This window comes from Bradyrhizobium sp. BR13661, from assembly GCF_029892425.1.
Lineage (GTDB): Bacteria > Pseudomonadota > Alphaproteobacteria > Rhizobiales > Xanthobacteraceae > Bradyrhizobium.
On the sequence record NZ_JARXWB010000005.1, the window covers coordinates 335,991 to 351,883 of the forward strand.

General features: G+C 63.7%; 19 protein-coding genes. 9 read left to right on the forward strand and 10 right to left on the reverse strand.

Going from position 1 to position 15,893, the window contains the following annotated elements; genetic code table 11:
* Window positions 1-3 precede the first annotated feature (3 nt).
* From M2427_RS11315 to M2427_RS11325, 3 genes are all read left to right on the forward strand, one after another.
* The gene (locus M2427_RS11315) at window positions 4-735 is read left to right on the forward strand and encodes an aspartate/glutamate racemase family protein (RefSeq protein ID WP_280706355.1); all 732 of its coding nucleotides are present in this window, start codon (window positions 4-6) and stop codon (window positions 733-735) included.
* A 2-nt stretch (window positions 736-737) separates the two neighbouring features.
* Window positions 738-1,040, forward strand: a complete 303-nt coding sequence (locus M2427_RS11320; RefSeq protein ID WP_280706356.1) for a hypothetical protein — start codon at window positions 738-740, stop codon at window positions 1,038-1,040.
* Window positions 1,041-1,314: 274 nt separating this feature from the next.
* Window positions 1,315-1,812: a hypothetical protein gene (locus M2427_RS11325; RefSeq protein WP_280706357.1), complete on the forward strand. Its 498-nt coding sequence runs from the start codon at window positions 1,315-1,317 to the stop codon at window positions 1,810-1,812.
* A gap of 219 nt (window positions 1,813-2,031) precedes the next feature.
* On the opposite strand, the gene M2427_RS11330 is transcribed toward M2427_RS11325, so the two are convergent.
* Window positions 2,032-2,415, reverse strand: a complete 384-nt coding sequence (locus M2427_RS11330) for a hypothetical protein (protein ID WP_280706358.1) — start codon at window positions 2,413-2,415, stop codon at window positions 2,032-2,034.
* Window positions 2,416-2,518: 103 nt separating this feature from the next.
* On the reverse strand, window positions 2,519-2,827 hold the full coding sequence (locus M2427_RS11335; protein ID WP_280706360.1) for a hypothetical protein: 309 nt from the start codon (window positions 2,825-2,827) through the stop codon (window positions 2,519-2,521).
* A gap of 114 nt (window positions 2,828-2,941) precedes the next feature.
* On the opposite strand from M2427_RS11335, the gene M2427_RS11340 reads away from it, so the two are divergent.
* Entirely contained in the window at window positions 2,942-3,106 is a 165-nt protein-coding gene (locus M2427_RS11340; protein ID WP_173937527.1) for a hypothetical protein, read from the forward strand.
* On the opposite strand, the gene M2427_RS11345 is transcribed toward M2427_RS11340, so the two are convergent.
* Together M2427_RS11345 and M2427_RS11350 are read right to left on the reverse strand one after the other, a co-directional pair.
* Window positions 3,103-3,633 (reverse strand): gamma carbonic anhydrase family protein, encoded by a 531-nt coding sequence (locus M2427_RS11345; protein ID WP_280706362.1) that lies wholly within the window; start codon window positions 3,631-3,633, stop codon window positions 3,103-3,105. The two genes, M2427_RS11340 and M2427_RS11345, sit on opposite strands and share 4 nt — an antisense overlap.
* A gap of 87 nt (window positions 3,634-3,720) precedes the next feature.
* Window positions 3,721-4,050 carry a hypothetical protein gene (locus M2427_RS11350; RefSeq protein WP_280706363.1) on the reverse strand — a complete coding sequence of 110 codons (330 nt, stop codon included), beginning with the start codon at window positions 4,048-4,050 and terminating at the stop codon, window positions 3,721-3,723.
* Between the two features lie 223 nt (window positions 4,051-4,273).
* Here M2427_RS11350 and M2427_RS11355 point away from each other — a divergent pair, with 223 nt between their 5' ends.
* The 3 genes from M2427_RS11355 (at window position 4,274) to M2427_RS11365 (ending at window position 8,982) form a co-directional block, all read left to right on the forward strand.
* Window positions 4,274-4,981 (forward strand): hypothetical protein, encoded by a 708-nt coding sequence (locus M2427_RS11355; protein WP_280706365.1) that lies wholly within the window; start codon window positions 4,274-4,276, stop codon window positions 4,979-4,981.
* A 279-nt stretch (window positions 4,982-5,260) separates the two neighbouring features.
* Window positions 5,261-7,129: a caspase family protein gene (locus tag M2427_RS11360; protein ID WP_280706367.1), complete on the forward strand. Its 1,869-nt coding sequence runs from the start codon at window positions 5,261-5,263 to the stop codon at window positions 7,127-7,129.
* An 8-nt stretch (window positions 7,130-7,137) separates the two neighbouring features.
* A complete protein-coding gene (locus M2427_RS11365) occupies window positions 7,138-8,982 on the forward strand; it encodes a caspase family protein (RefSeq protein ID WP_280706368.1) in 1,845 nt (614 codons plus the stop codon).
* Window positions 8,983-9,013: 31 nt separating this feature from the next.
* Here the strand turns inward: M2427_RS11365 and M2427_RS11370 are convergent, their stop codons facing one another.
* From M2427_RS11370 to cysE, 3 genes are all read right to left on the reverse strand, one after another.
* The gene (locus tag M2427_RS11370) at window positions 9,014-9,631 is read right to left on the reverse strand and encodes a hypothetical protein (RefSeq protein ID WP_280706370.1); all 618 of its coding nucleotides are present in this window, start codon (window positions 9,629-9,631) and stop codon (window positions 9,014-9,016) included.
* A 425-nt stretch (window positions 9,632-10,056) separates the two neighbouring features.
* Window positions 10,057-10,275 (reverse strand): DUF3126 family protein, encoded by a 219-nt coding sequence (locus M2427_RS11375; RefSeq protein ID WP_007602550.1) that lies wholly within the window; start codon window positions 10,273-10,275, stop codon window positions 10,057-10,059.
* Window positions 10,276-10,398: 123 nt separating this feature from the next.
* The gene (gene cysE / locus M2427_RS11380) at window positions 10,399-11,223 is read right to left on the reverse strand and encodes a serine O-acetyltransferase (protein WP_280706371.1); all 825 of its coding nucleotides are present in this window, start codon (window positions 11,221-11,223) and stop codon (window positions 10,399-10,401) included.
* Between the two features lie 275 nt (window positions 11,224-11,498).
* Between cysE and M2427_RS11385 the strand changes: the two genes are divergently transcribed.
* Window positions 11,499-12,857, forward strand: coding sequence for a hypothetical protein (locus tag M2427_RS11385; protein WP_280706372.1), 1,359 nt, complete (start codon window positions 11,499-11,501; stop codon window positions 12,855-12,857).
* Between the two features lie 24 nt (window positions 12,858-12,881).
* Here M2427_RS11385 and M2427_RS11390 read toward each other — a convergent pair whose 3' ends face one another.
* Complete coding sequence (locus M2427_RS11390) at window positions 12,882-13,295, reverse strand: hypothetical protein (protein WP_280706373.1); 414 nt, start codon at window positions 13,293-13,295, stop codon at window positions 12,882-12,884.
* 107 nt (window positions 13,296-13,402) lie between these two features.
* On the opposite strand from M2427_RS11390, the gene M2427_RS11395 reads away from it, so the two are divergent.
* On the forward strand, window positions 13,403-14,338 hold the full coding sequence (locus M2427_RS11395) for a LysR family transcriptional regulator (RefSeq protein ID WP_280706374.1): 936 nt from the start codon (window positions 13,403-13,405) through the stop codon (window positions 14,336-14,338).
* 60 nt (window positions 14,339-14,398) lie between these two features.
* Here the strand turns inward: M2427_RS11395 and M2427_RS11400 are convergent, their stop codons facing one another.
* Together M2427_RS11400 and M2427_RS11405 are read right to left on the reverse strand one after the other, a co-directional pair.
* A complete protein-coding gene (locus M2427_RS11400; protein WP_280706375.1) occupies window positions 14,399-14,926 on the reverse strand; it encodes a hypothetical protein in 528 nt (175 codons plus the stop codon).
* 113 nt (window positions 14,927-15,039) lie between these two features.
* The gene (locus M2427_RS11405) at window positions 15,040-15,810 is read right to left on the reverse strand and encodes an alpha/beta hydrolase (RefSeq protein WP_280706376.1); all 771 of its coding nucleotides are present in this window, start codon (window positions 15,808-15,810) and stop codon (window positions 15,040-15,042) included.
* Between the last annotated feature and the right edge of the window lie 83 nt (window positions 15,811-15,893).

The window sequence follows — 15,893 nt, forward strand, 5'->3', positions numbered from 1 at the left end:
ACGATGCGACTGCACGTCGTCAATCCCAACACGACGGCATCGATGACGGCGAAGATCGCCGCCGCGGCGCGCGCGATTGCGCGCCCCGACACGGTGATCGATGCGCGCCAGCCCGCGATGGGGCCGGTTTCGATCGAGGGATTTTACGACGAAGCGTTCGCCGTGCCCGGCATGCTCGGCTGCATCCGCGAGGCCGATCGCGACGGCGCCGATGCGCACATCATCGCCTGCTTCGACGACACCGGCCTGGATGCCGCGCGCGCGGTGGCAAAAGCGCCGGTCATCGGCATCGGCGAAGCCGGATTTCACCTCGCGAGCCTGGTCGCGGCGCGCTTCGCCGTGGTGACGACGCTTGGTGTCTCCATCGTACCGATCGAGCACAATCTGCGGAAATACGGCCTCGCCGACCGCTGCGCCCGCGTTCGTGCCGCCGAGGTCCCGGTGCTTGCGCTCGAGGAGCGCGACACTGATGCGCTCAGCAAAATCTCCGCGGAGATCACGGCCGCGATCCGCGACGACCGCGCCGAGGCCATCGTGCTCGGCTGTGCCGGCATGGCCGATCTTGCCACAGAACTCGCCCGCACCCACGGCCTGCCCGTGGTCGACGGCGTCGCCGCCGCGGTGACGCTGGCTGAAGGACTGGTGCGGCTGGGGCTCTCGACATCCCGGCTCGGCCCCTACGCGGCGCCGCGTGCGAAGACCTATTCGGGTCCGTTCGCGCCGTTTCAGCCCTGAGCGTGCGTTTTCGCGCTGGCAGCGCGATCAACTTTTATGTGCCTGTCACAAGCGACCTCAGCTTCGACCCAACCTGTGCTAAGACACCGCGCCAGTATTATTACGGGATCAAGATGAAAAAGAACGATGTCACCTGTCCGGCATGCGGGGCAGGGTTTCGGCGGCTCGAACTTGCCACGCCGCCTGCCAACTCCGGCGAGTATCGCTGTCCGGCTTGTGACGAGGTCTTGGAGACCTTCGAAGGCAAGGCGTTCATCGCCTATCGCATGACGATCCAGCCCTCGTTGAAAGCTGCGCGCGCTTAACCGCCGTTTTCGCCAATCGTATCCGGGACACTCCCGCTATGCCGCAATCGGCGCGGCGGGATTTCCTTTTTCAGGTGCCGCTTTCGATCGCCCGGAGCCTCTGCCCTGGATCAATTGCGCCTAGGGTCAATTGCGCTTTTTCCCCAAGCGGCCACCTTTTCGTCCCAATTGTTGCCGAACAGTAACACTTTCGGGACGCCCGGCCGCCTTGTTCTGCGTTCTTGTGCTGCCGTTCTTCGCCACTCACCAAGTTTCAATTTGGGTTTTGTCAGCGATGATCGATCTCGCAGAGGACACACCGTCCAATCCTCTCCTTCGTCTCGGCGCGCAGCCGATTGCGCTCACGGCAGCGGCACTATTGTTGCTGATTGCCGGGGTCACCTCGATCGCCATCTGGCGCGCCTATACCGGCGCGGCACCCGAGACCGACCGCGTGGTCGCCTCGCGCCAGCTCCAGGTGCGCGCGGCGCAGGCCTCCGAACAACTGGTCGAGAAGACCAAGGGACTGGAAGCAACCCAGCAGGAATCGATCGACCAGCTTCAGGTGGTGCAGGATCAGCTTCAGACCATGAAGCGGCTACTCGCCTCGCAGCAGACAGACACCAAGCGCCTGTCGGATCAGGTCGCCAGTCTGAATGAATCCATCGACAGTCTGCGGCAATCCTTTGCCAGTGCCCGCGCCAATGAGACCGACACGCCCTCGGTTACCCCGAGGAAACCGACGCGCCACCGCGCCCATCATGCCAGCGCCCACAAACGCTCACGCGGCTGATCGGATCCAAAGGCGCGACGCTTTATTTTCGCCAGATGTGAAATGGATCACATTCGTCCGTATGATTCCGCGCCATGCTCGGCTCCACCGGATGGCGTGAGCCGATTTTAATATCCGGGGCTGGCAAGGTCGTTGACGGTATATTGCGTCAACGGCCTTGTTTTTTTGATCTCCGGTATTCAGGTGCCTCAGAGGGGCTCCAGCCCCTCATAGCAGCCCCTATTCACAAACCTGAACGCGGCGGACGCGCCAACCCCATTGCGTCATGACTCGCTGCCGCACGAGGTAGCACTGCGCGCCGTAGTCCTCGTAGCCGACGCCGTAATAGGGGTCGCCGTAGTAGGGATAACCGTAGCCATAACCATACGCGCCGTAATAGCCGGCGCCCGCGATGCCGGCGCCGATCGCGACACCCGGCCAGAAGCCGCCGCCGTGCCAGCCATGGCCCCAGCCGCCGCCATGCCAGCCGCCGCCACCATGCCAACCGCCACCACCACCCCAATGGCCGCCACCACCGAAACCGCCCCGCGCCTGCGCCGCCTGGGGCACTGCGAGACCAACTGCCGCGATGGCCAGTGCGGCCATGATCATCTTGCGTGACATCAACTCACCCTCCGCGTGGAAACGCTCCACACTTCAATACTGGGCCAAGCTAATGTCACTCGCCCATCGAGGATAGGCGCGGTGGCTCACTTCCGCGCGAGCGTCAGCAGCCGCGGCAGATGCTCTTCATCTTCTTGTCAAGCAGCCGGTTCTCGGCGCTCACTGTCGCATCGGCATCGGGGTTTGTCCCCGAGGCGGCGCCGGTGGTGACGCCGGGTGCCGCGTTCGCGCCCGAGGATTGCGCCGTGCCGAGGCTGTTGATGCCGGGCGGCGGCGACGGTGCATTGCCGACGCCAGCCGTCGACCCGGCGGACCCGCCAGTACCTTGCGCGAAGGATATCGCGGGCATCGCCGCCAGGCTGAAGATGACGATCAATGTCTTGATCGAAGCGCGCGCGGACAATCTGATCATCTGAAACTCTCCTCGTCCCACCAACGGCCGCGGCAAAGACAGGTTCCGGAACAAATCCCGTCAGATCAGCTTGAGACTCGACACTGCGCGCAAGAATGCGAAAGGAAACGCACGATGGCGGACCGCCATCCCTTTGCGGATGGCGAGCGCGCCGCGCGCGAGAACATCCCGGCCGAAGCCAACCCTTACCCGGACGGCAGTGACGAGCACGCGCTGTGGGCAGCCGGCCACGAGAAAGTCGCGAGCTCGATCGAAGCCCGCGAGTCCGAGGGGAGCTAGCCGATCCGCTTCAGGCCCTTCGTGTAGCGGGGGCCGTTGGCGACATAGAACCTTGCAGCGCTTCCCATCTTCTGCACCTGGCCATCGTCGAGCGTGCGGATGATGCGTGCGGGCGAGCCGATGATCAGCGAGCGTTCGGGGAACTCCTTGCCCTCCGTGATGACAGAGCCGGCACCGACAATGCTGTTACGGCCGATCTTCGCGCCGTTCATCACGATCGAGCCCATGCCGATCAGCGCGCCCTCTTCGATCGTGCAACCGTGCAGAATGACGTTGTGGCCGACGGTGCAGTTCTTGCCGATGACCAGCGGAAAGCCGAGGTCGGTGTGGCAGGTCGAGCCATCCTGCACGTTGGCGCCCTCGCCGATCTCGATCCACTCATTGTCGCCGCGCAGCACCGCGCCGAACCAGACGCTCGCGCCCGGCTTCAGGCGCACCTTGCCGATCACGGTCGCGGTTTCCGCGATGAAGTAGTTGCCGTCGGAGGGAAGATCGGGCGCCTGCCCGTCGAGCTCGTAGATCGCCATGGAGGCCTCCTGTCGCGTCAACCCAAGCCATAGCGAAACGGCGGCGAGGAGGCAAAGGGCCGCCGCAGCAGGCAGCCCTGCAGAGCGTCAGCCCAGCACGCCGGTCGCGCGCAGCGTCATCAGGAAGAAGGTGCCGCTCATCATACTCCAGAAGCCGGCGATGACGGTCGCCATCATCACGAATTCCAAGCGGCGGCTTTCCAGCCGCATGCCGCGCAGCGTGTTGCGCATGATGATGAAGGGCGCGGCAAATACCAGGAACGGCACCGCCGCAAAAGTTCTTGCAGCCACGCCCTCCTGCAACAGTCCGAAACCGGCGGGACGTTGCGACAGTGCCTGATATCCATTTGCGAGCGCGCCCGCGAGCGCGAAGCCGATGCAGATCGAGAAGAAAGTGTTGAGAGCTTCGGGTGTCATCGGAACAGTCCGCCCATACGCAACGCTGGAGCCTTCCTCTGACATCTAGTGCCGGTTAACGCTACATTATCCTTAAGCGAAGGTTAACGGCGCCGCCCGGGCCACGCAGAGCTCCCTGCCGTTCCCGGTAGCCCCGGAACCTTCCGCGACATTGCCGCCGCGTGGCATATTCGCCGGTGATTCGTCGGCCACCGGCCGACCTCCGGGTCCTTTGCGCGACGTCATGACGGTGTTTTCGGCAACCTCCCCTCGTTCTCCCAGAACGCGCACAAGGACACATTTCGTCCCGATCGCGCTGACCTGTGTGTTCGCGGCGAGCGCGATCGCGCTGGTGGCCTATCTGTTGTGGCCGACCTGGAGCACGGGCGGCGCGGACGCTCCGGACAAGTTGCCGGTCAGCGTCGGCGGCACGCTGTTCAACCTGCCGCTTCAGGCGATCCGGATGAAGATCCAGCGGCACTCGGGGCCGCAGGAGCGCATCGATCTCGACTTTCTCTATCCCTCGCTGGACGCTCCGAACGGGCCGACGCATGTGACCGCCGACACCGTGGACACGGCGATGCAGCCGATCGACCGCATCTTCCTCTCGATCGCTGCGCATCACGATGCGCTTTCGCCCGAGCAGCGCACTGCGACGATCTACCCGCGCTATCTCGAGCCGTCAGCGACGACACCGGACGACGGACTGACGATGCGCGCCTTCCGCAGCGATACGCCCTATGGCAGCGAGGATATGTATTCCGCGGCATCCCCCGCGCTCACCGCGCGCTGCACGCGCGATGCCGCCACGCCCGGAATGTGCCTGTCGGAGCGCCGCGTCGGCGGCGCCGACCTCACCTACCGCTTTCCGCGCAGCTGGCTGTCGCAATGGCGCGATGTCGCAAACGCGATGGACAGGCTGACGGCGCAACTGCGCGGGCCGAAGGGCTGAGCCGGCCGCGACAACAGGCCGAAAACAACCCCATGCACAGTAGCCATGTGCCTGGCACGACTTCGTATTTTCGGTATTTCGCCTTTATCGAAATACGATCTGACCCGTCGGGCAAAACAGGCGCATAATGTCATCGTGGGACAATCGATTTTAGCGATGTGGTCGCACATTTCTCTGAAAGTTTGGTCGCTTGCAGCGAAGTGTGACTGACGTCACAGACCGCAAATTGCATTTGGCCATTCTGCGGGTAATCTGACGCACATGCATTCGGGGGCTGGAATGCGGCTTCGGCTGTTTGGTTTGTTGATTGTTGCGACTTGGCTTTCGACCTGGCTTGGGACCGGCTCTGCGCTGGCCGCCGGGAAGAGCGTCGCGCTGGTGATCGGCAACTCGGCCTACAAGAGCGCACCGCGGCTCACCAATCCGGTGAACGACGCCACCCTGGTCGGTGGCATGTTCAAGTCCGCCGGTTTCGACAATGTCGATGTCAGGCTCGACCTCAACGCCGCCGACATGCGCAGATCGTTACGCGAGTTTGCGGGAAAGACCCGCGATGCCGATGTTGCGGTGATCTACTATGCGGGACACGGCATCGAGCTGGACGGCACCAACTACCTGATCCCCACCGACGCCGCGCTGGAGACCGACGGCGACGTGCTCGACGAGACCGTAGCACTCGACCGCGCATTGTTCGCGGTCGAACCTGCCAAGCAGCTCCGCCTCGTCATTCTCGACGCCTGCCGCGACAACCCGTTCGCCAAGACGATGAAGCGAACCGTGGCCTCGCGCGCGATCGGCCGCGGCCTCGCCAAGGTCGAGCCAACCAGCCCGAACACCATCATCGCCTTCGCGGCCAAGGCGGGCTCAACCGCTTCGGACGGCGATGCGAAGAACAGCCCGTTTGCCACGGCTCTGGTCGAACGCCTGCCGACACCGGGGCTCGACCTGGGCAAGGCCTTTCGATTCGTTCGCGACGATGTGCTTAAGGCCACCGGCTACAAGCAGGAACCCTTTGTCTATGGCTCGCTTGGCGGCGACGACGTGCCGCTGGTCGCGGCGAAGCCTGTGGTCACTGCGCCCCAGGGCCCGCAAGCCAATCCCCAAGACAGCGTTCGCCGGGACTATGAGCTGGCACTCCAGGCGGGAAACCGTGACGCGTGGGAAGCATTCTTGCAGGCTTACCCCGACGGGTTCTATGCGGGTCTCGCCCGCGCACAACTGAAGAACGTCGCGGCCGAGGAGGCGCGCGCAGCCGCGGCCACGAAGGCGCGCGAAGCCGAGGACGAAAAGGCAAGGCTGGCAGCCGAGCGTGCGAACAAGGCCGAGCAGGAGAAGGCCGCGGCCGCCGCCAAGGCCGCCGAGAACGCCAAGGCAGCCGCCGAGAAGGCCAAGCAGATCGAGGAGGCCAAGGCGGCCGCAGCCGAGCAACGCAGGAAGGATGCCGAGGCCGCCGTTGCGAAGGCGCTTGCCGACAAGCAGGCCGCCGAGAAGGCGCTCGCTGACAAGATTGCCAACGACAAGGCGGCCGCCGAGCTGGCGGCCAAACAGGCGGCGGAGAAGGCGCAGCGCGACGGCGAGCAGAAGGTCGCAGCAGTCGCCCCAACCCAATCGCCCTCCTCTCTCTCGCCGCAGGAAACCGCCAAACTGGTGCAGTCAGAGCTCCGGCGCGTCGGATGTCTCGCGAGCAACGCAGACGGCGACTGGAATGCGACCTCGCAACGCTCGCTGACGCTGTTCAACAAATATGCGGGAACGAAGTTCGACACCAAGCTCGCAAGCTTCGAGGCGCTCGACGCCATCAAAGCCAAGCCGGGCCGCGTCTGTCCGCTGGTGTGCGAGCACGGCTTCAAGGCCGATGGCGATGCTTGCGTCAAGATCACCTGCCGCGCCGGCTATCGCGTCAATGACGACAACGAGTGCGAAAAGGTGCAGGACAGGAAGCCGGTTGCCACGCGAGAGGAGGCGAAGTCGAGGGACGGCAGCAAGACGAAGGTCGAGTCTGCACCGTCGAAGCCGCAGGCGAGCGGCCAGATCTATTGCAACAACCTGGGCTGCCGCCCCGTCCGGCCGGGTTGTCGGCTCGTAACGGCGGAGGGCGGGACCGCTGGCGTCGCTAAGGGTACTTATACGGGGGAGGCCTGCAACTGAGGGCTGCAATGGGCGCGTTTCGTTTTTTCCTGATCGTTTTTGCTGCCTGGGTCGGATGCGGACCGGCAATGGCCGAGCGACGCGTCGCGCTCGTCATTGGCAACTCGGCCTACAAGAACGTGGCGCGGCTCGCGAACCCCACGAATGATGCCGCGCTGGTCGGCGGCATGTTCAAGAAGGCCGGCTTCGATACGGTCGACGTCAAGCTCGACCTCAACGTGGTCGACATGCGCAAGGCGCTGCGCGAGTTCGGCAGCAAGGTTCGCGACGCCGACGTCGCGGTGATCTACTACGCCGGCCATGGCATCGAGCTTGACGGCACCAACTACCTGATCCCGACCGATGCCGCCTTGGAAACCGATACGGATGTTCTCGACGAGGCCTTCCCACTCGACCGGGTGCTGTTTGCGATCGAGCCGGCCAAGCAACTGCGCCTCGTCATCCTCGATGCCTGCCGGGACAATCCTTTCGCCAAGACGATGAAGCGCACGATCGCTGCCCGCGCCATCGGCCGCGGCCTCGCCAAGGTCGAACCGACCAGCCCGAACACCATGATCGCCTTCGCGGCCAAGGCGGGTTCGACCGCCTCCGATGGTGATGCAAAGAACAGCCCGTTTGCCACAGCGCTGGTCGAACGCCTCCCGACTCCCGGCCTCGACCTTGGCAAGGCCTTCCGATTCGTTCGCGACGACGTGCTCAAGGCCACCGGCAACAAGCAGGAGCCGTATGTCTATGGCTCGCTCGGAGGAGATGACGTGGCGCTGGTTGCGGCAAAACCGACCGTCGCCGGCCCCCAAGCCAATCCCCAAGATGCAGTTCGCCGCGATTACGAGCTGGCGCTGCAGGCGGGCGATCGCGATGCATGGGAAGCGTTCCTCCAGACCTATCCTGAGGGTTTTTACGCCAACCTTGCGCGGGTGCAGTTGAAGAAGATCGGGGCAGAAGATGCCCGCGCCGTCGCAGCGGAGAAAGCCAGGCAGGCCGAGGATGAGAAGTCTCGGCTCGCGGTAGAGCGCGCCAAGAAGGCCGAGCAGGACAAAGCGGCTGCCGCCGCAAAGGCTGCTGAGGACGTCAAGGCAGCGGCGGAGAAGACCAAGCAGATCGAGGAGACCAAGGCGGCCGCAGCAGAACAGCGTAGAAAGGATGCCGAGGCTGCCGTGGCAAAGGCGCTTGCCGACAAGCAGGCGGTCGAGAAGGCGCTTGCCGACAAGATCGCGAGCGACAAGGCGGCCGCCGAGCTGGCTGCGAAGCAGGCGGCGGAGAAGGCTCAGCGTGACCGTGAGCAGAAGGTCGCCGCAGTCGCTCCATCTCAGACGGCGCCCAGCCTCTCACCACAGGAGACCGCAAAGCTCGTTCAGTCCGAGCTCCGTCGTGTCGGCTGTCTCGCGGCCGCGGCCGACGGCGACTGGAATGCACCATCGCAACGCTCGCTGACGCTGTTCAACAAATATGCTGGCACGAACTTCGACGCCAAGCTCGCAAGCTTCGAGGCGCTCGACGCCATCAAGGCCAAGACGGGCCGGGTCTGCCCGCTGGTGTGCGAGCACGGCTTCAAGGCCGACGGCGATGCGTGCGTGAAGATCGCCTGCCGCGCCGGCTATCGCGTCAATGACGACAATGAATGCGAGAAGGTGCAGGACAAGAAGCCGGTTGCGACCCGCGAGGATGCCAAGAAGCGAGACACGGAGCGGAAGCAAACCGAAGCGGCACCCACGAAGCCGTCTGCATCCGGGCAAGTTATTTGTACCACGGTAGGCTGCCGGCCGGTGAGGCCCGGCTGTCGGATATCAATTCAAAAGTATGGCTCCGCAGTCTCCATGGTAGGAGGGGGACAAATGGAAGTGTGCGACTGAGCGGCGGCCGCACGATGCTCCGAGCGAAGCCTCACTGCCGTAAGATACTCACCTCACCCCGCGACGTCATCGCGACGTCGATGCCTTCCTGATCGAAGCTGGCATTCACCTCGAAATCACATCGCCTGGTTTGGTTGCAATCGGTCCGCCACGTGGTCAGGTCGGTATAGCGATCAGCAGCAGCAAAGATGTCAGACGGCTTCGAGATCAGCGTCGCATTCAGATAGAAGGACACGCGCGCGGGGAGCGAGGCAGCCATGTCGAGAGACAACCGCGGCGCTCCATCGGCGTAGTCCTGACTCCATTTTCGTTTCCAACTGACACTGCAAGCGCCGTCGGGCATCTTGGCGCTCGGCAGTGTGAAATCGATGATGGGGTAACCGCCGGCAAGATCGCTGTCCTCGCGCCCGGTCTTCGACAGGATCGCCGTATCCTGAAATGAAGCGTCCTCCTTGCCCCACCAATGGACGGCACGTGTGACCACCTGATAGCCTTCAGGTACGAGGTTGGCGGGCAAGTCGCGCGTAACGGGCTGCGCAAGACATGCCGCGCGGAAGGCCGTCAGCAAATTGATGAAGCCGCGCAGATCTGCCGCGTTTTCGTAGGGGAATACGATGTGTTCAGGCTGCGCCGCCTGGACCGTCGTCATGCAGCAAAAGCAAAGGAGAGACTGGCCTAGCAAGCGGAGGACCGAGTTCGCCATGTCTGAGAGACTCCGCTGAGCTGACACGCTTGCTTCCTTTCGGCTAAAGCGCGATGAGATTGGGATGAAGCGTCATCGCGCTTTAGGTTGTTGTTTGAGCATGCTCTCCGCGCAAACGCGAAGCAATCCAGAATCCCTCGGCGGAAAGACTCTGGATTGCTTCGCTTCGCTCGCAATGGCGATGTGGAGGGAGCGCGCTTCTATGTGGAATGCGTGCCCCGGACGCCATAAGCGCGTTTACGCGCGTCTTCGACGGTGCGCTGCAGAGCCGGGGCCCATGTTGCAGCGATGCGTCGTTGGGTTCTGGGTCCCGGCTCTGCGCAGCAGCGTTTCACGCTGCAGCGCGTCCGGGACACGAGAGCGGTTGAAAACTATTCCTGGTCGACCAGATCGTCTTCCAGGATCGCCATCTGGAACTGGAACGAGCGATCGTCGTCCTCGTCGTCGACGAAGAGCACGCCGATGAACTCCTCGCCGATATAGACCTCGGCGCTGTCGTCCTTCTTCGGCCGCGGCACGACGCGGATCTTGGGATTGCCGAATACGCGCTTCAAATACGCATCGAGCTTTCTGACTTCTTTGACATCCACGGCAAGTCTCCGATCAAATTTGGTCGGCGGGTTTTAGGACGAGACGCGACGAACCGCCAGCATGAATTGCCAAAGAATTTGGGGACGAAAAGGGTCGGTCATTCCGGCCCTTAACTCGGGAGCTTAAAGACCCATCGCGTTGATCATCTGGTCCATGGTGCGCGATGGCTCGGCGCAGCCGGCTTCGCCGACGATCTTGGCCGGCACGCCGGCGACCGTGACATTGTGCGGCACCGGCTTGACCACGACCGAGCCTGCGGCGATGCGCGCGCAATGGCCGATCTCGATGTTGCCGAGGATCTTGGCGCCCGCGCCGATCAGCACGCCATGACGAATCTTGGGGTGACGGTCCTCGTTCTCCTTGCCGGTGCCGCCGAGCGTGACGCCGTGCAGGATCGAGACGTCGTCCTCGATGACGGCCGTCTCGCCGCAGACGAAACCGGTGGCATGGTCGAGGAAGATGCCGCGGCCGATGCGCGCGGCGGGATTGATGTCGGTCTGGAACACCGCAGACGCGCGGCTCTGCAGGTAATACGCAAAATCCTTGCGGCCCTTCAAATAGAGCCAGTGCGCGAGGCGATGGGTCTGGATCGCGTGGAAGCCCTTGAAGTAGAGCAAGGGATCGATGAAGCGCGAGGTCGCGGGATCGCGGTCGTAGACGGCGACGAGATCGGCGCGGAAGGCGTTGCCGAGATCGGGATCGTCGCGCAGGGCTTCATCGAAAGTCTGGCGCACGAGGTCGCCCGACAGCGCGGCGTGATCGAGCCGGTCGGCGACGCGGTGAACAACCGAATCTTCGAGACGGCTGTGATGCAGCACCGTCGAATAGATGAAGGTCGCAAGCTCGGGCTCGCGGTGGACGATGTCCTCGGCCTCGCCGCGGATCCGGTCCCAGATCGGATCGAGCGTTGCGAGCTTTCCTCCCGGATTGACCTGATGCATTGCCATGATTTTCTCTCTGGGATCTGCTCTTTCGAATTTCGTTTATAGCACAGTATAAGCGACAAAGTCCTGACGGGCTTGCCTGAGAGTGAACAGCGCCTTGCCCCGCGGCCGCACGCCAACGCATTGAAACACAAAAGGTTCTTCGGACGCCCCAGGCGGCAAGGTCGGCTTCAAATGGTCAGAGTCTCGCCAAATTCAAGCCGGACGGCGTCAAACTATTGGTGAATTTCGTCTCAACCCTTGTTGCGGGCATGGTCCGGCACGAGGACGGAGCGGTTTTGAGCATCACCACCGATCAATTGCGCGCGCGCGCCGCGGGTACACTTTGGCTGCGGCTGGCGGCGGTGGCTCTGCCCCTCCTCATGATCGCGCCGGCGTTCTGGAACGGCTATCCGCTGTTGCAATGGGATACCGGCGGCTATCTGGCGCGCTGGTACGAAGGCTATCTCGTCCCCAGCCGCTCCACCGTGTTCGGCCTCTATCTGCACTTTGGCGAGAGCTCCGGATTCTGGATCAACCTCGCGGTCCAGTCGCTGGCGACGCTGTGGCTGTTGCAGCTGACGCTGCGCGTGCTCTCGATGATGCAGACGACCCGCTTCGCCGCCATCAGCCTGCTGCTGATCGTGTCGACGGCGCTGCCCTGGCTTGCCAGCATGCTGCTCACCGACATCTTCGCGGGACTGTCGGTGCTGTCGCTGTTTCTCCTGATCGTCGGCGGCAGCCGTATCTCGCGGGCCGAGAGGGTCTCGCTGTTCGTCTTCACCGCCTTTGCCGCCGCGACTCACAGCGCCACGCTCGGCGTGCTGTTCGGGCTCTGCGCCGCCGGCTGGATGGCGCGGCCGTTGCTGGGACGTCGCCTGCCGATGGCCGGATTGAGCCAGGCGAGCCTGACGATCGTTGCGGGCGGCTTGATGCTGATCGCGGCCAACCATGCGCTATCGGGCAAATGGGCGTGGACCCCCGGCGGCACCGGTGTTGCCTTCGGCCGCATGATGCAGGACGGCATCGTCGCGCGTTTCCTCAATGACCATTGCCCGCGCGAAAACTTCAAGCTCTGTCCCTATCGCAACGAACTGCCGGCGACCGCCGACGAGTTCCTGTGGGGCCGCAGCATGTTCAACACGCTCGGCCGCTTCGATGGGCTCAACGACGAGATGGCCACCATCGTCGAGCGGTCGCTCGCCGACTATCCGGCCTGGCAGCTAGGTGCCGCACTGCGGGCCATGGGCCAGCAATTGCTGCATGTGGCAACCGGCGAAGGCGCCAGTGTCTGGATTCCCCACACCTACGGCATCATCGAACGCTACATCCCGGCGCAGATTGCGCCGATGCGCGCGGCGCGCCAGCAGAACTGGGGGCTCGATTTCGACTATGTCAACTGGCTGCACGTGCCGGTCGCGCTGATCTCGATGCTGGCGCTGCTCGCGCTGCTCGGACATGCGCTCGCCAACCGCAGGCTCGACGATCTGACGCTGCTGGCGGCAACCGTGACGCTGGCGCTGCTCGGCAACGCCTTCATCTGCGGCGTGATCTCGGGCCCGCACGACCGTTACGGCGCACGCATGGTGTGGCTTGCGACCTTCGTGGTGCTGATGGCGCTGGCGCGGCGGTTTGGCGACGACAGCAAAGCGCGGTGAGATTGGGATGAAGCGTCACCGCGTTCACATGGCCCTGGCGAGCGCGAACAGCCGGAAATCCTCGAGCGCCGCGTGCCGATGCGGGGCGACTTCGCGACGGTAAGTCTCGGTGTCGACGATCGAGCGGAAGGTAGCGAAATCGCCGTATTCATTGATCGCCGCTTCGTCCCAGCGTTCGCCTGGCGAGCCGACGAGGCTCGCGAGCAACGGCCCGGAAAACATCCGCGCGAGCGGCTTGCCCGCCGCAAGACGCCGGAAGGCCGGCCTATAGCGTTCATTAAAGGCTTCGCGGCCCGAGCAGGGCGCGGCGTCGAATCCATCCTCGTAACGCGCAACCGCGCGGTAGCGCAGCAGATTGAGCATATAAACCGGCTGGCCGGGTGGAATCGCACGCTCGGCGGCGTCGAGGGCTTGCAGGGTGATTTCGATGAGGTTCATGGGACTTCCCGCGTTTCCGGCGCCGCAGAATGCGCGCCAACGTTCCCCGTTTAGCCGTTCGGGAATGACTCTTGTAGTGACTGCGCAGCCATGATCATGTGGACTGCATGTCCACAACGACCTTACCTCCCGACCTCTCGCGTCTCCTCGCCTTCGTCCGCGTCGTCGAGGCGGGCTCCTTTGCCGAAGCCGCGCGGCGGGCGGGGACGACCACCTCGGCGATGTCCAAGGCGGTCGCCCGCTTCGAAAAGGCTCGCGGGTTGCGGCTTTTGCATCGCTCCACCCATTCGTTGGCGCTGACCGAAGAGGGCGACAGGCTGATGGCGGCGGGACGCGCGTTGGTCGAAAGTCTCGCCCGTGTCCAATCCGCGCTCGGCGAAGTCGCGCGCGACGATGGCGGACGGGTGCGCGTGACCGCCCCCGCCTCGTTCGCGCGCGCCTGCATCCTGCCGCGACTGCCCGCGTTCCTGCGGGAACGGCCGGAAATCGAGATCGAGATCAAATTCCGCAACGAGATTCTCGATCTCGCGGCGGAAGGGGTCGACGTCGCGATCCGCTCAGGACGCCTCGACCGCGTGCCCGGCCATCAGGCGCGGCGGCTTTGCAAGTTCTCCTGGATCGCTTGCGCCTCGCCTGCCTATCTGAACGCGCGCGGCGCGCCGGCTACACCATACGAGCTTTCCGCGCACGACCACGTCGGCTTCCGCAATCCCGCGAGCGGTCAGATCCTGACCTGGCGCTTTGCCGACCCGCGCGGCAAAGCACCCATTCGCGTCACGCCCAAGCCCAAGCACATTTGCGACGACGCGCACGCGTCGCTCGCTTTGATCGCAAATGGGTTTGGGGTCGGCTGGGGGCCGGCGTGGCTCGTCCATGAAGATCTGCGCGCCGGCCGGCTGGTCGAAGTGCTTGCGCCCTGGCGCGCGTCTGGGGAACCTCTATGGATGCTGCGCACCTCCGACCGCCGCCCGCCCCTGCGCACACAACGCGTCATGTCGTTCCTCGCCACGCTTCCCGCCGCATTCAGCGACGAGGCGGTGTGAAGCCGCAACGGAGAGTCTATCCGGCCGATGCCAGCAGCGATCGGCGCGGTGAGACTGCGCCTAGTCCTTCGGGGCCGGGGCCGGCGGCACGGGCAGAATGATTTCGGACGCGACCTTCCAGTCGTCACCGATGCGAAGCCAATTGATGATCATCAAGAACGGCCTGGCTGTTCCATCCTGTCCCGCGTAGGACACCGTGATGTTTATCGGCACGTAGGACTCCGCAACGTCGTTCGTCAGGCCGACGACCTTGAGCTTCGCATAATCCGGCTCGAGCAGGACTGGACCCGAGGTACCGATGTCATGCAGCTTTTGATCGATCGCCTCGTTGCCCCAAAAGCCGGCCCAGTTTCCCTCGGACGGGATCGCGCTCTTGGCCACCAACAGGGCCGAGGGCGATTGCCAAAACATTTCGTGCAGAGCCTTGAAATCGTGCTTGTTGGCCAGCTCCATCAATTTGCTGAACTTCGATTTTATCGCGCTGTTCGTTGCAGCATCGAGCGGATCGTTCCCGATGGCGGAAGCGGACGCACCAGCTCCCATACAAAGAGCCAAGGCGATGAGGGGTGATGCAAGTGTCTTGTCCATGAAGGAGTGTCGCTTCTGATGTCTGGTTCGGGTCGCCATCACGCGCGTCGCGCTGCGCGCTGCCACGGAGGCGGCGCATGCGCTCCCGACGCGAAGCGCCGGGAGCGATCACGTCACTTCGCGAGCGCTGCCTTTTCGATGACTTCAGCGACTTGCTTCGCATGGACGACGAGGGAGGCATGGCTGCCGGCGACGTCCGTCGTCTGAGCCTTGATCCTTGTCGCGAACGACTTCTGGGCCTCAGGCGCGAGGACCTTGTCCTTGGTGCTGATGACGTAGAAAGTCGGCTTGTCATGCCAGGCGGCAATGGTCACTGGGGCCTCGAACGCAACGTGATTCAGCGGAAGCTGCGAGTTGGCCAGGTGCTGAGCGATTTCAGGAGGAAGATCCGCCGCGACAGCTGACGGAAACACTTTCGGATCGATGTACAGATCACCCTTCGCGTCAGGATGGATGGCACTACCGCCTTCGGTCGGCGGGCCTGCCTTTGCCAGCGACGCAAGGGATTCACCTATGTCAGGCGCAAAGGCGGACACATAGACCAGCGCCGAAACCTTGGGATCGTTGCCCGCCTGAGTGATCACCACGCCGCCCCAGGAGTGGCCGACCAGAACGGTCTTTCCGTCCTGCTTCGCGATCGCCTGTTTGGTAGCATCGACGTCAGCCGCGAGCGACGTGAGCGGATTTTCCACGAGCGTGACGGTGTAGCCCTTCTTCGTGAGTATATCAGCGACAGGTTGCCAGCTCGTCTGGTCTACGAAGGCCCCGTGTACGAGCACGATGTTGTGGGCTGCTCCCTTGGGCAGTTCTGCCGAGTTGGCGGCGCCGACCAATGTCGATCCGGCCAGGAGTGCAGTGACAGCTGAGACAAGGATATTTCGCATCGATTTTTCCTATGGGCATGTCGGACGAACAAAGTCCGGAGGAAGGGACAGGCGTTTCCGTGAGGTCGCGGTTTCTTCCATCT

What these genes read in the sequence shown, in the direction of transcription:
- M2427_RS11400 (WP_280706375.1), bottom strand. Translation starts at nt 14,926, where the DNA reads ATGGACAAGACACTTGCATCACCCCTCATCGCCTTGGCTCTTTGTATG.
- M2427_RS11340 (WP_173937527.1), top strand. Translation starts at nt 2,942, where the DNA reads ATGGCGGACCGCCATCCCTTTGCGGATGGCGAGCGCGCCGCGCGCGAG.
- M2427_RS11370 (WP_280706370.1), bottom strand. Translation starts at nt 9,631, where the DNA reads ATGACGACGGTCCAGGCGGCGCAGCCTGAACACATCGTATTCCCCTAC.
- M2427_RS11350 (WP_280706363.1), bottom strand. Translation starts at nt 4,050, where the DNA reads ATGACACCCGAAGCTCTCAACACTTTCTTCTCGATCTGCATCGGCTTC.
- M2427_RS11395 (WP_280706374.1), top strand. Translation starts at nt 13,403, where the DNA reads ATGTCCACAACGACCTTACCTCCCGACCTCTCGCGTCTCCTCGCCTTC.
- M2427_RS11355 (WP_280706365.1), top strand. Translation starts at nt 4,274, where the DNA reads ATGACGGTGTTTTCGGCAACCTCCCCTCGTTCTCCCAGAACGCGCACA.
- M2427_RS11365 (WP_280706368.1), top strand. Translation starts at nt 7,138, where the DNA reads ATGGGCGCGTTTCGTTTTTTCCTGATCGTTTTTGCTGCCTGGGTCGGA.
- M2427_RS11405 (WP_280706376.1), bottom strand. Translation starts at nt 15,810, where the DNA reads ATGCGAAATATCCTTGTCTCAGCTGTCACTGCACTCCTGGCCGGATCG.
- M2427_RS11330 (WP_280706358.1), bottom strand. Translation starts at nt 2,415, where the DNA reads ATGTCACGCAAGATGATCATGGCCGCACTGGCCATCGCGGCAGTTGGT.
- M2427_RS11335 (WP_280706360.1), bottom strand. Translation starts at nt 2,827, where the DNA reads ATGATCAGATTGTCCGCGCGCGCTTCGATCAAGACATTGATCGTCATC.
- M2427_RS11315 (WP_280706355.1), top strand. Translation starts at nt 4, where the DNA reads ATGCGACTGCACGTCGTCAATCCCAACACGACGGCATCGATGACGGCG.
- M2427_RS11360 (WP_280706367.1), top strand. Translation starts at nt 5,261, where the DNA reads ATGCGGCTTCGGCTGTTTGGTTTGTTGATTGTTGCGACTTGGCTTTCG.
- M2427_RS11390 (WP_280706373.1), bottom strand. Translation starts at nt 13,295, where the DNA reads ATGAACCTCATCGAAATCACCCTGCAAGCCCTCGACGCCGCCGAGCGT.
- cysE (WP_280706371.1), bottom strand. Translation starts at nt 11,223, where the DNA reads ATGGCAATGCATCAGGTCAATCCGGGAGGAAAGCTCGCAACGCTCGAT.
- M2427_RS11345 (WP_280706362.1), bottom strand. Translation starts at nt 3,633, where the DNA reads ATGGCGATCTACGAGCTCGACGGGCAGGCGCCCGATCTTCCCTCCGAC.
- M2427_RS11325 (WP_280706357.1), top strand. Translation starts at nt 1,315, where the DNA reads ATGATCGATCTCGCAGAGGACACACCGTCCAATCCTCTCCTTCGTCTC.